The organism is Paenibacillus methanolicus (genome assembly GCF_008124765.1).
Lineage (GTDB): Bacteria > Bacillota > Bacilli > Paenibacillales > Paenibacillaceae > Paenibacillus_Z > Paenibacillus_Z methanolicus.
The window spans coordinates 295832-308056 of record NZ_VNHS01000007.1; the positions used below are offsets into that span (position 1 = coordinate 295832).

A 12225-nucleotide genomic window follows, 5' to 3' on the forward strand; every position below is an offset into this window, starting at 1 on the left:
CCGAATCGATGCAGGATGAGGTTGGACGGACGATGCTTCAGCTGGCGAAGCAGAATCATGCCACGATCGTGAAGACGATGTTCGCGGTGAACGATAAGACGATCACCTTCCTCGACAATCATCTGTTCGATCTGTCGGGGCCGAATGCGTTCTGGACGAACATCGAGACGCTCAGCCAGATCAAACAAGCGGATAGCATTCTGGAGCGCTGGTCCTCGGACGGCACGGCGTACACGCTCTATATGATGAACAAAGTGGGCAAACGGACGCTGATCGACCTGTCTCATAAGGATCGCGGATTCAAATACTTGGACGGCGATGCCGCCGAGTTCCCCGACTGGGCGAAGCAAGCCATCGAGAAGCGGGGCGCGGGCGAGTTCCGCCGCGCGCAGAATGGCGGCGCGAACGTCAGTTACGTGAGAAGCATCTTGAACGCGCAAAATTATAATGACGTGATCGGATTCCTGATCGTCTCCAATCTGGAGGTCCGGTTGATGCGGGATCTCGTATCCGTCGAGCTCCCGGCCAACTCCGGCATTTACTTGTTCAACGACCTCGGAGAGCTCCTATTGCAGCGGGGGGCGATCGATATCCCCCTGTCAAGCATAGCCGAATCCGCCATGAAGGGAGCCTCGGGAACTTTCATCGCCAAGCAGGATGGCGAGCGGTGGTTGTACGCGTCCTCCTACGAGCGCGGTTTCGGCACGCGTCTGGTCTACCGGGTTCCGTTCGATGCGATCACGGGCAGCCAGACGTCGTTCCAATGGTTCATCATGGTCGTGTCCGTCCTCTACTTGGCGTTCGTGCTGCTGTTTCTCTTGTACTTGCTGCGGATTATCGTTAGGCCGCTGCACCGGCTGGTAGCGATAACGAAAATCTACGAGCCCGGCGTCAAACTGAACATCGAGGACGACTTGCTGCGTCCGGACGAGTTCGGCATTTTGTACGGCGCATTCTTGCGGATGACGCGGAGGCTGGATCATTCGTTCGAGGAGAACTATCTGATGAAGATTCAACAGAAGGAGAACGAGCTGGCCACGCTGCATGCCCAGATTACGCCGCATTTGCTGTACAACACGCTGGATTCTATCTATTGGTACGCGCTGGATCAGGGCAACTCGAACGTAGGGGATATGGTCAAGGATTTGTCCAAGCTGCTGCGGATCGGCCTAAGCAAAGGGAAGACGATGATCTCGATCGGGGAGGAAGCGGAGCATATTCAAGCCTACAGCCGGCTGCAGATGAAGCGGTACCCGGACCAATTCGAGGTGTTCTGGGCGATCGAGGAGGAGGTGCTGGCCTTCACGACGCCGAAGGTGATCTTGCAGCCGCTCGTGGAGAACGCGATATTCCACGCCGTGAGCGGCATGGACGGGGAAGGCGCGATCTGGATCCGAATCCGGCGCGTCGAACGAACGATCGAGATGTCCGTCGAGGATAACGGGTTCCTGCCCGTCGACTTGGAGCGGCTGGAGCGGATCGTCCGAGGGGAGCTGGACGACAAGGGCTATGGCATCCGGAACGTCAATCAGCGCATTCAGCTGCACTATGGCGAAGAATACGGTCTTCGATATTGCCGGCGCGACGGCGGGGGAATCCGGGCCGTGATCCGTCTGCCGCTTCAAGCGCATACCGCATCAAGCACAAGCTCCGGCGCCTAGCCGGAGTTTTTTTGTGTTGAGGTTCAAAACCCTCTGAAGCTTTGTCCACGAGGACAAAAGCGTGCCAGCTCGAAGCAAGCCGCCGACCGCGAACAATGGTGTCTGCACGAAAAAGGGAGTCCAGAGGGCGGAGCCCTTTGGAGCCTCCTCGGCGGAGGAGGTGGGAGGAGGGAGCAACAAAAGTGGGGTCAAAAGGGCAGAGTTCTCTTAACCTGACAGCATTGCGCGAGGGGGCTTGGGGGAGGAAAAGGGAGGGGGAAGGGGCGAGGGAGGTCCCGATTTATATCACACAGTGACAGGAATAGATCATCGTCTTGCGAGGCGGGGTTATCCTATACTGAAATCAACCGAGAGGAGTTGAAAGAAGTGAGAGAGAGAACGGGGTTCGCGCTATTCGTCCATTCCCTGTGGAAGTACCGGTTCTTGACGATCATGCTCGCGCCGGCGCTGGCGGTGCTGGTCGTGAACAACTATATGCCGATGTTCGGGGTGTTCATCGCGTTCAAGAATATCAATTACATCGACGGCATATTCGGCAGTCCTTGGGTCGGGTTCAAGAACTTTGAATTTCTATTCAATTCCGGGTCGATCTGGCGAATTACGCGTAATACGGTGCTGTACAGCGTGGCCTTCATGATCGTGAACACCGTGCTGTCCGTCGTCATCGCCGTGGCGATCAACGAGCTGCGCGGACGGTTGGCCAAGACGTATCAGACATTCCTGATTATGCCGTATTTCTTGTCCATGATCGTGGTCGGCTACCTGGTCTACGCCTTCTTGAATCCGGAGAAAGGATTCGTGAACGGAACCGTTCTGGAGTGGTTCGGCGCCGACCCGGTATCCTGGTATTCCGAGAAGCCGTATTGGCCCTATATTCTAATCCTGGTCAACGCGTGGAAGAACGTCGGGATCGGCGCGGTCATCTATATTGCCGCCATCGCGGGCATCGACAACGAATACTACGAAGCGGCCGTCATCGACGGCGCCACGAAGTGGAAGCAGATCGTTCATATCACGCTGCCGCTGATCCAGCCCATTATCGTCATCCTGACCATTCTATCGATGGGAAGCGTCTTCAATACCGACTTCGGCTTGTTCTACCAAGTGCCGATGGACTCGGGCGCGCTGTATCCCGTGACGGATACGGTCGACACGTACGTCTACCGCGTGCTGATGGAATTGAACGACATCGGCATGTCGTCCGCGGCCGCATTGGCGCAATCCGTATTGGGCTTCATTCTGGTGCTGCTCACCAACTCGGCGGTGCGACGCATCAATTCGGATCAGGCGTTATTCTAGACTATGACTTGAGGTGAACCTGATGAGCAGCCAACTGAGGCGGCGTGAGAACGCCATCTCGCCACCCGCAAGCCTTCTGCTGAACGCGTGCTTTATTCTACTCTCGCTAGCATGCATCCTGCCCGTTATTCTTGTCGTCATCGTATCCTTCACGCATATCGATTCGCTGGTGAGCGAGGGCTATCGCTTCATTCCTTCCCGATGGTCCACGATTGCGTATGAAAGCCTATTCAAGGATTACGGCACCCTTGTGCGAGCGTACGCCATCAGTATCGGATTAACCGTGGGCGGTACCGCGCTGAGCGTCATCCTGATGGCGTTGTACGCCTACCCGATCTCTCGCCAGGATTATCCGTTCCGAGCGTTCTTCACCTTCATTCTCTTCTTCACGATGCTGTTCAGCGGAGGCGTGGTGAGCAAGTATATCGTCTTCACGCAGGTGCTGGATTTACTGGACACCTACGCGGCGCTTCTGCTCCCGCTGCTCATCATCCCGTTCAACGTGATCATCATGCGGACGTTCTTCCAGGCGACCATACACCCTGCATTGATCGAATCCGCGAGGATCGACGGCGCCGGCGAGTTCCGCATCTTCTTCCGCATCGTCCTGCCGCTGTCGCTGCCGGTCATGGCGACCATGGCGCTGCTGGGCACGATCGTCTTCTGGAACGACTGGTTCAACGCCCTCTTGTTCATCCGCACGGAGGAGAAGTATCCGCTTCAATATTTGATGCTGCGCGTTCTGAACGATGTTCAGTATTTGCGGAATAACGTGCAGTTGGCCTCGCAAAATCCGGAGCTGATGTCCAACCTGCCGGATGAATCGCTGCAGATGGCGCTGGCCGTCGTCTGCATGGGCCCGATCCTGCTCGTCTATCCGTTCTTCCAGAAGTATTTCGTCAAAGGATTGACCGTCGGCGCCGTCAAAGGCTGACCTACATGCTGGTAGTCCCGGCAAGCGTCCATGTCAAGGGCGCAAGCCGTACTATACGATCAACGAATATGGGAGGGTTACAAGCGAATGAGACCAAAAAAGACATGGCTCGCCGTGACGGCGCTCATGCTATCGTCCATGATGGCGCTGCAGGCTTGCTCATCGAACAACAACGGCGGCAACAACCGCGCAAGCGAATCGACCAATGCCGCGAAGGAGACCTCGAACGCCGCCAATGCCGCGAAGGAGCCGGCGGACGGGAAGACCAAGCTGGAGCCGTATGAGGTATCGATTGTCTATTTCGGCACGCCGGAGGCGGACGGCGCGCTGGTGGAGGAGAAGCTGAACGAATTTTTCAAGGAGAAAATCAATGCGACGGTGAAGCTTCAGCCGATCGCGGCAAGCGATTATCAGAACCGGACGGAGCTGATGATGAATACCGGCGAGAAAATGGACCTGGTGTTCACCGCATCGTGGCTTAATTATTTCGGCAATGTGACGAAGGGGGCTTTCCTGGAGCTCGATGAGCTGCTCGAGAAGCACGGTCAAGGCATCAAGGAATCGCTGCATCCGCTCTATCTGGAAGCACCGCGCCTCAAGGGCAAGCTGTACGCCGTTCCGACGAACAAGGAGATTACGCAAGGACAATCGTTCACTTACCGGAAAGATATTGTGGACAAGTACAACATTCCGATTGAAACCATTAATAAATGGGCGGATCTGGAGCCATGGTACGAGAAAATCAGCAAGGAAGAGCCGGGATTGACCAACCTCTATATGAGCGGAGGATCGGGCAATAGCGGCGGCGGCATCCATATGATGTTCGAGACGAATTCCAATTACCGGCCGGTCGGCCCGACGCCAGGCAAGACGCAGATGTTCTTCGTCGATTACACCGCCTCCGAGATGAAAGTGAAGACCATTCTGGATCCCGAGCTGGTCGACATCAACAAGAAGGAGTTCGAGCTGTTCCGCAAGTACTACGAGAAAGGCTATATTAACCCGGATGCGGCGACCAGCAAGACGAACGCGGCAGACTTGCGGCGGCAGGGCAAGCTCTGGATGTCGTCCGGGGTATGGAAGCCGGGGTCGGATATTGAAACCAAGATCGCGGATAACAACCAATTCGACTATGTGTCGCATGTCGTGACGGAGCCGATCGTCACGACGGATTTGGCCGCGGGCTCCATGTTCTCCATCTCGAGAACTTCCGAGGATCCGGAGCGGGCCATGATGGTGCTCAATTATTTGCATACCGACCCGTACGTGGTCAATCTGATCGTGCACGGCATCGAGGGCAAGCATTACAAGAAGGTAGGCGAGAACCGCATCGAACCGATCGCGGACTCGGGTTACGGGGCGTCGGCGCTGTTCTGGGTCATCGGGAGCCAGATGCTGAACTACTTGAAGCCAGGCCAGCCGGACGATCTGTACGTCAACTGGCAGAAGTTCAACGACGAAGCGGTGCGCTTCCCGTTGATGGGCTTCGTCTTCGACGATACGAAGGTGAAGAACGAGATCGCGCAGCTGACAGGGATCGTGACCGAATACAAGACGCTGACCACGGGCGCGGTGCCGAATCCGTCGAAGCTGCTCGATGAACGGAACGCGAAGCTGAAGGATGGCGGCCTCGAGAAGGTGCAAGCGGAGCTGCAAGCCCAGATCGACGCGTGGTGGGCCGAGAACAAGTAAGATGCCGGAGAATCCGTCTGGAGTCGGGGAGTCGCCCGCGGGGTGCTCTTCGGCTCCTAAATAAGGAGCAGAGGGAGAGCTTGACGTGAAACCGGACAAATTGATCTATACGTTCGTCAGCTACGCGACGCTGGTCGACAAGAGCTGGGGGCAAGGCATCGCGATCGAAGGCATCGACCGGACGGCTGCCATCGCCCATAAGCATGGCATTCCCGTCACGTGGATCGTGAACGCCGGTTCGGCCCCGGTGCTTGCCGAGAGGATCGGCGATTGGCATGCGCGATTCGGCGACGACGTCATTCTGCAGGTGAACTTCGATGCCGATGAATCCGAGACTTCCTCGTCTCGGCTGAAGGAGGCGCTCGAGCAGGGATGGGCTGCGGTACAGCGGCATTTCCCTTGGGCTGCGACCAAGGTCGTCGCACGCGGGCGAATCTACAACGGGTTCCTCGAAGCGGCGGAGAAATTGGGGTTCCAAGGGGTATGGGGGTATTGTTGGGAGCAAACCTGGTGGGACGGCATTACGCATAAGGGCATCCCTTGGGGCTCCTGGTATGTGGACAGCCATCGATTCAAGGTGCCTCATCCCGGGAAGGGCAAGCTTGTGGCATGCGAATGGACGGCGCGCGACCTGCATGCGACCTATCACTCCGGCAGCCCCTGCGTCTATTCGACCGATCCGAATGACGTGCTGCGGGCAGGGCTATGCACGGGCGACGATATCGAATACTGGAAGAGCCTTTTCCATGACTACCTGGCCAACACGGATCATAACGAGCAGGTCCATTTCCTGCAGCAGCAAGAGAGCCACGAGATGGAATACACCGCGCGATTCAAGGTGTATCCAGCTTCTCATGTCGATGAATGCTCGGGCATGCTCGATCAATTCTTCGCGTATATTACGCAGTACCCGATTACGCTGACCACGCTCCCCCGGGCTGTCGAAGCCTACCATGATCGTCACGCGGTCACCGCGCCTTCTTATATGCTGACCCGAGATACGCGCATCCGCCCGGCCGTGAACGAATATACGATGACGCTCGGCGGGACGGCGTCCGGTCCTTGGCCGGATACGTTCCTCTATTACGATCGCGATTGCCAGATGGCGTTCATCGAGGGAGCGTGCGCGCCGGACAGACTGCGAAGCTATGTTGGCAAAGGCGATATGAGCGGCGAATTCGAGGAAGCCGTGCCGCAAGTGTTCGTGAGCGGGTATGAGAGAGCGGACGGCCGAATCCGGATGACGTTCGAGATCGGACATTGGGCGCCGATGCCGTTCGGACTCGCCTATTGGGACGATCTGCGCGGATATCGCGTGACATCCTGCACGACTGGCGTGGAGGCGAAGCAGATCCAGGACCGCTTGATCTTCCTGCGGTTCGAGCTGACGGGTGCACCTGCGAGAATTGAATTGGAACTAGCGGGCAGGGAATAGCGCAGGCTAAGCGGCCGCAGGACGGGGGGATGGCGGTGGAGTTCAAAGCGGACATTGTCGGGGTGCTGCGGCAGATGGCCGCGGAGTTGTCGGCGGATTCGCGTCTGCTTCAACTCGCGCCCGATTGCGAGTTGCAGATGGCAGGCATGGACCTGCTGCGCATCATGACGCTCGTGGCGCATGCCGAGCAGTCTTATGCGTTGCAATTCGAGGACGGGGAGTCGTTGTTCACGCCCCCCGTTACGCTGGCCGAGATCGCGGACCGTATTCTGCAGAAGACGGGCGTCACGTCGTCGTACCGCATGGCAGAGGCGTCCTGCGAGAGCAGGTCATAGCATAATCGAGAGGGGAAGATACACATGGCGAAGCAAGGGAGAACTATTCTATTTCAAGGCGATTCGATTACCGATGCGGGTCGTGGAAGGGGCGAGGGGTATCAGTCGTTAGGCCACGGCTACGTCAACCTGATCGCCGGCCGGCTCGGATTAGACGCCGCGGAGCCGGGACATCGTTTCATCAATCGGGGGGTCGGCGGAGATCGCGTCTCCAGCTTGTACGCGAGATGGAACGAGGACGCGATCCATTTGCAGCCGGACACGATCAGCATTCTTGCCGGGGTGAACGACGCATGGCGAATCGTCATGCGTCTGCCCGAAGGCACGACGGATCGCTTCGAACGGGCGTACCGGCATTTGTTGGAGGAGACGAAGGAAGTCATGCCGCATGCCGGGCTGGTGCTATGCGAGCCCTTCCTTCTGCCGGCGGAGATTCGAATGGACGTATGGGATGAATTCCGCGGTCTCATCGATGCCTACGGGCAAATTACCCGCACGTTGGCGAAGCAGTACGATGCCGTGTTCGTCGGCTTGCAGGAGCCGTTCAATCAGGCGGTTACGAGGGCCGATGCGGAATATTGGCTGCACGATGGCGTGCATCCGACGCCGGCCGGTCACGAGCTGATCGCGCGGGAATGGATCCAGGCCGTTCAGAGCAGTCGGCTGGCCATCACGAATTGACGGTCGAACGCTAGAGCTGCAATTGAAAGCCAGACGCCTAAGACGCCTCCGTTTCCAGCATTCGGGAAACGAAGGCGTCTTTAATTACATCAGATTAGCTTGCGAATACAACGCCTTGCCGTTCCATATAAGCATGGAGCTTCAGAATCGAAATATCGGCCGGCGGCATCACGCCGTCATTTAAGGTTGTATGCAAAAAAAGGAACGCGCATCGGCGTTCCATGAACGGCTTGGGGATATGCCCGACCATAGGTCGCGCGGTTGTCACCGGACGTCTAGAAACACGTAAACGATTCGATGCTTCTCAGGCTGATGCCCGAGTACACCCAGAAGCGTCCGTTCCATCGGAAGCCCGACACGGACGTACGGCCAACGAAGGTGGGGTAGAACCAAAAGCCGTTCCCGAATCGCGGCCAAATGTACGTATTCCGGAATAGACAGCCCGAGATGGCGCCGGGATCGACCGCGAACGTCGAAGCGGCCGGCTGCTGCGGCGCGAACTGAGGGGGAGGAGCCGAAGGCGGTTGCTGCATGCCTTGCGGTCCCTGCGGCGGCATGAATGCCATATGTGAATCACTCCTTTTCGAAGGTGAAGGATACGTGAAGAATTGCAGGTTAGAGCAACATCAGCGTGATGACGAGAAGCTCGTATAAGACAAGCGGCAAAATAACGTCCTCGTAGGTATTTTGCGAGAAGCTGCGACGCATGCCTTTCCCGGGAATCTTGAGGTACAGAATGCCTTTGTCGCAATGAACGATGACCCCTTCGAATACGTCGCCGTCCATCGTCTCGACGCGAGCATACCGGTTCACATGCTGCCTGCATACGTGGTGGAGTTGATCCCGCATGGATTTCATGGCAGGGTGCATGCCCGGATTCGCCTGATAGATGGTTTGCTCTTGAAGACCTGCAGATTGCATACGCAATGTAACGCCCTCCATCTCTTGTTTAAAGGTACACCCCATTGTATGCGGCAGCCTAAGCGCTGCGCCGGATAGACGCCTAATAGGCAAAAGACAGGAGCGGCCGCAGGACCGATGGGTCCGAGCTGCTCCTGTCTTCTAGCGATCGTCTATACCTGTCAAGCTTGATCTTCTTGATCGGAATGAGCTTCAACATAACGGACCGCTTGCTCCACGAGACATCGGTTCATGTTATGAATGGTTTCGGTTGTGAAAAATGCAATGTGCGGCGTACAGACGACATTGGGCAAATCCAATAATTCCGGATTGCGATAGGGCTCCTCGGGGAACACGTCCAAGCCTGCGCCCGCAATTTTACCTGCGAGTAGGGCTTGAATTAAATCATCGTACTCGATAAGACTGCCGCGAGCCGTATTGATGAGGATTACGCCGTCTTTCATGCAATTGATCTCGTCTTTCGTGATGAGGGGTCCATTATTATGCTTCGTTGAGGCGTGAAGGGTGATAATATCGGATTGACGCAGTACTTCATCAAGTGATTCTATCGCTGAAGAGGGATGACGTGAAACAATCCTAACCTGCATGCCGAGCGCTCGCGCGAGGGTCGCCACCTCTTTGCCGATTGTTCCATAGCCGATAATGCCTAACGTTTTCCCCCGTATTGCCATGCCCGGAGAGAGGCCATCCCTCCAGCTTCCCGTTCTCGTATTATTGTGAGCGGGAATGAGTTGCTTCGTTAAGGCGAAGATGAGCGCGAAAGCGTGCTCCGCTACGGCATGTTCGCCGAACTGCGGCAGACCGCGAATGACAATCCCTCTCGTTTGAGCGCGGCTGCCGTTCACGTAATCCGTATTGTGCGCCCGTATGCCGATGTATTGGCATCGACTGAACGCGTCCAAGACTTCGTCCGGCAGCTTCGTATGGAGTAATAGCATATCGAATCGGCTGAATTGCTCCTTGTCGGAACTCCCCAAATCGACATATTCCACCTGGCAGGCGCGTGTCAAGCTCGCCGCTTCCTCATCGGACAAACCGATGGCTTGATCGACGGCGCAGGACCATTTCGAATTCATAAACAACCCCCTATCCATGCAAGGATTCGAATATAGCTCGAAGTTTCAATAACGCATCGTGTCTATGATAACAAAGCCTCCGCATGCATTCTTGCGATAATCTCATCCACGGTCTCCTCGGGCGTGAGTTCGGAGGAGTCCAGCCACAATCCGATGCGAGGCGTCTCGTGCCGCAGGACATGATCGAGCTGTTCGACGCTCCAAGCGCCGTAGCCTTTCTTCAATCGGGCAGCCTCCCTTCGGGCGACCACCTCCGGTTGCGGACAAAGCACCACGACGTATAACGGGCGGCTCTGTATGTACGAGATAAAATCATGCAGCATGGGGCCTACGACGACGTCCTGCACGACGACGGTAAATCCCGCTTGCCGATACGCTTCCGCGGCGTGCGCGGCCAATCGATAGCGCAGCCGCAGCTGATCCAGTTCGTCGCTCCCCGCATCCGGGCGAACTTCTTTGCGATCGTTCACGATCATTCTGCGAAAAACGTCCCCGCGTACATGCGCCGATTGCGCGAATCGCCCGGCGAGCAGCTGCGCCACGGTCGATTTGCCGCTGGCCATGATGCCGGTTATGAGAATGATCGGGGTGTCGGTTGACATGGGACCCGCCTCCTTTAGTTGGTCGCATGAAGTCAGTACGGATGCTGTTGGTAGAATTATTCGCAGCTTGATAGGGGATTCCTGCCATTTTTATAAACGCAATATGGTCAAACTCTAGAAATCCGCCGTTATCTCCAAGCGCTCACTTATTCAAAGCGGCACGCCGTATTAGGCGACGCCATCATTTCAACGCCGTATTTGTACTGTCGATAGGCTCCGCGCGCAATGTAACAATCCTTGTCCGTATTGAGTTTGCAGGAAGTCTTCATCCATCTGACGAGCTGATAGTAGGCGTCGATTAACGAAGGTTCCGACGGACTGTCATTCTTGACCGGCAGCCACAATCTCCCGTAGGTTAACGCATTGGCGCGGCTTATGCACCGGACAAGCTCGATCACGTCGGATTGGATGACATCCAGTTGCCCGGAGTCCTCCAGCATGATTCGCGAGTAAGGGAACCGGAGGTATACCTTTCTCGGTTCGTTCTCGATCAAGAAACCATTGCGAATCTCGACTAAATCTCTGGTCACAAGCACGCCGCCGAGCGAATACACCTTATTGCAAAACGCCATTTCATCGTCCGCGTTCATAAAAAAACGAATTTGCTTCCCCATTGGCAACCCCTTGCTACGACATATGAGAACGAATAAACGTCTAATCTAAATTCTGCTCTTCTATCTAGGCTCCTTTAGGTTAGCAAAATCTACATATAAACAAGAGAGCAGCCGATCGCGATGACCGGCTGCCGAGGGGGGCGGACAAACTTTCGTACGTGGAACGTCCTTTAATTAAACCCGCCGTTCACGCGAATCGTCTGACCGGTGATCCAGCGAGCTTGGTCGCTGACGAGCAGTTCGACCGCGTCCGCGATATCCTCCGCTTCGCCCAGCCGGCCGAAGGCGTTCATGCGGCGATACGAATCAATAAGCTCCTCCGATTTGCCGTTCAGAAATAATTCGGTTGCCACTTGCCCCGGCGCGATACAGTTGATGATGATGTGCTTGGGACCGAATTCTTTGGCCAATTGACGGGTGAGCTGTTCGACGGCGCCTTTCGTCGCCGCATAGACGCTGTAGGTCGGGAGCATCGCGCCCGACACGGAGGTCGAGAAGTTGATGATCGTCCCGCCCGGCGCCATATGCAGCATCGCTTGTTGGCAGGCGAAATACGTCCCTTTCACGTTGATCGCGAACTGGTAGTCAAATATCTCCTCTGTCACGTCCGCGATGGCCGTGCATGCCATGACGCCCGCGTTGTTAACGAGAATGTCCACGGTACCGAACCGCTCAAGCGTCTCCGCGAACAGCGCCTCGACTTCCTTCACTTGGCCGATGTCCGCCCGGATGGCGGCAGCTTCGCCGCCGGAATTCCGGATCGCATCGACGACCTCGGTCGCTTTCGCCGGATTCGATGCGTAATTGACGACGACCTTGGCGCCCCCTCGTGCCAGTTGCATCGCGATCTGTCGTCCGATGCCTCGCGATGATCCCGTGACGATCGCTACTTTGCCTTGTAGATTCGTGTTCATGCGTATCTCTCCTTTAGACGTTTTGACCGGTTGGGTGTTCCCTGTACCGGTCCTCGTGCCT

Annotated in this window: 13 protein-coding genes; 7 read left to right on the plus strand and 6 right to left on the minus strand. The window is 56.4% G+C overall.

All coding sequences use genetic code 11. The annotated features are described in order from the left end of the window. Positions 1–32: 32 nt before the first annotated feature. From BCM02_RS19540 to BCM02_RS19570, 7 genes are all read left to right on the plus strand, one after another. Positions 33–1661 carry a sensor histidine kinase gene (locus BCM02_RS19540; protein WP_187434312.1) on the plus strand — a complete coding sequence of 543 codons (1629 nt, stop codon included), beginning with the start codon at positions 33–35 and terminating at the stop codon, positions 1659–1661. A 366-nt stretch (positions 1662–2027) separates the two neighbouring features. Then, positions 2028–2960: an ABC transporter permease gene (locus BCM02_RS19545; protein ID WP_246183457.1), complete on the plus strand. Its 933-nt coding sequence runs from the start codon at positions 2028–2030 to the stop codon at positions 2958–2960. Positions 2961–2982: 22 nt separating this feature from the next. Further along, positions 2983–3894: a carbohydrate ABC transporter permease gene (locus BCM02_RS19550; protein WP_148930804.1), complete on the plus strand. Its 912-nt coding sequence runs from the start codon at positions 2983–2985 to the stop codon at positions 3892–3894. An 87-nt stretch (positions 3895–3981) separates the two neighbouring features. Continuing rightward, entirely contained in the window at positions 3982–5586 is a 1605-nt protein-coding gene (locus BCM02_RS19555; RefSeq protein WP_187434313.1) for an ABC transporter substrate-binding protein, read from the plus strand. A gap of 85 nt (positions 5587–5671) precedes the next feature. Beyond that, positions 5672–7021, plus strand: a complete 1350-nt coding sequence (locus BCM02_RS19560) for a hypothetical protein (RefSeq protein ID WP_148930806.1) — start codon at positions 5672–5674, stop codon at positions 7019–7021. Positions 7022–7056: 35 nt separating this feature from the next. Next, positions 7057–7356: a hypothetical protein gene (locus BCM02_RS19565; RefSeq protein WP_148930807.1), complete on the plus strand. Its 300-nt coding sequence runs from the start codon at positions 7057–7059 to the stop codon at positions 7354–7356. 24 nt (positions 7357–7380) lie between these two features. Continuing rightward, entirely contained in the window at positions 7381–8037 is a 657-nt protein-coding gene (locus BCM02_RS19570) for an SGNH/GDSL hydrolase family protein (RefSeq protein WP_148930808.1), read from the plus strand. A 275-nt stretch (positions 8038–8312) separates the two neighbouring features. Here the strand turns inward: BCM02_RS19570 and BCM02_RS19575 are convergent, their stop codons facing one another. The 6 genes from BCM02_RS19575 to BCM02_RS19600 all read right to left on the minus strand — a co-directional run bounded on the left by BCM02_RS19575 (position 8313) and on the right by BCM02_RS19600 (position 12164). After that, a complete protein-coding gene (locus BCM02_RS19575) occupies positions 8313–8603 on the minus strand; it encodes a transporter (protein WP_148930809.1) in 291 nt (96 codons plus the stop codon). A 49-nt stretch (positions 8604–8652) separates the two neighbouring features. Then, on the minus strand, positions 8653–8958 hold the full coding sequence (locus BCM02_RS19580; protein WP_246183481.1) for a hypothetical protein: 306 nt from the start codon (positions 8956–8958) through the stop codon (positions 8653–8655). A 161-nt stretch (positions 8959–9119) separates the two neighbouring features. Further along, positions 9120–10052, minus strand: a complete 933-nt coding sequence (locus tag BCM02_RS19585; protein WP_148930811.1) for an NAD(P)-dependent oxidoreductase — start codon at positions 10050–10052, stop codon at positions 9120–9122. Positions 10053–10096: 44 nt separating this feature from the next. Beyond that, positions 10097–10636, minus strand: a complete 540-nt coding sequence (locus tag BCM02_RS19590) for a phosphotransferase-like protein (protein ID WP_148930812.1) — start codon at positions 10634–10636, stop codon at positions 10097–10099. A 146-nt stretch (positions 10637–10782) separates the two neighbouring features. Beyond that, on the minus strand, positions 10783–11250 hold the full coding sequence (locus tag BCM02_RS19595) for a hypothetical protein (RefSeq protein ID WP_148930813.1): 468 nt from the start codon (positions 11248–11250) through the stop codon (positions 10783–10785). A 170-nt stretch (positions 11251–11420) separates the two neighbouring features. Further along, positions 11421–12164: an SDR family oxidoreductase gene (locus BCM02_RS19600; protein WP_148930814.1), complete on the minus strand. Its 744-nt coding sequence runs from the start codon at positions 12162–12164 to the stop codon at positions 11421–11423. Between the last annotated feature and the right edge of the window lie 61 nt (positions 12165–12225).

What these genes read in the sequence shown, in the direction of transcription:
- BCM02_RS19540 (WP_187434312.1), top strand. Translation starts at nt 33, where the DNA reads ATGCTTCAGCTGGCGAAGCAGAATCATGCCACGATCGTGAAGACGATG.
- BCM02_RS19550 (WP_148930804.1), top strand. Translation starts at nt 2,983, where the DNA reads ATGAGCAGCCAACTGAGGCGGCGTGAGAACGCCATCTCGCCACCCGCA.
- BCM02_RS19555 (WP_187434313.1), top strand. Translation starts at nt 3,982, where the DNA reads ATGAGACCAAAAAAGACATGGCTCGCCGTGACGGCGCTCATGCTATCG.
- BCM02_RS19570 (WP_148930808.1), top strand. Translation starts at nt 7,381, where the DNA reads ATGGCGAAGCAAGGGAGAACTATTCTATTTCAAGGCGATTCGATTACC.
- BCM02_RS19575 (WP_148930809.1), bottom strand. Translation starts at nt 8,603, where the DNA reads ATGGCATTCATGCCGCCGCAGGGACCGCAAGGCATGCAGCAACCGCCT.
- BCM02_RS19580 (WP_246183481.1), bottom strand. Translation starts at nt 8,958, where the DNA reads ATGCAATCTGCAGGTCTTCAAGAGCAAACCATCTATCAGGCGAATCCG.
- BCM02_RS19585 (WP_148930811.1), bottom strand. Translation starts at nt 10,052, where the DNA reads ATGGATAGGGGGTTGTTTATGAATTCGAAATGGTCCTGCGCCGTCGAT.
- BCM02_RS19590 (WP_148930812.1), bottom strand. Translation starts at nt 10,636, where the DNA reads ATGTCAACCGACACCCCGATCATTCTCATAACCGGCATCATGGCCAGC.
- BCM02_RS19595 (WP_148930813.1), bottom strand. Translation starts at nt 11,250, where the DNA reads ATGGGGAAGCAAATTCGTTTTTTTATGAACGCGGACGATGAAATGGCG.
- BCM02_RS19600 (WP_148930814.1), bottom strand. Translation starts at nt 12,164, where the DNA reads ATGAACACGAATCTACAAGGCAAAGTAGCGATCGTCACGGGATCATCG.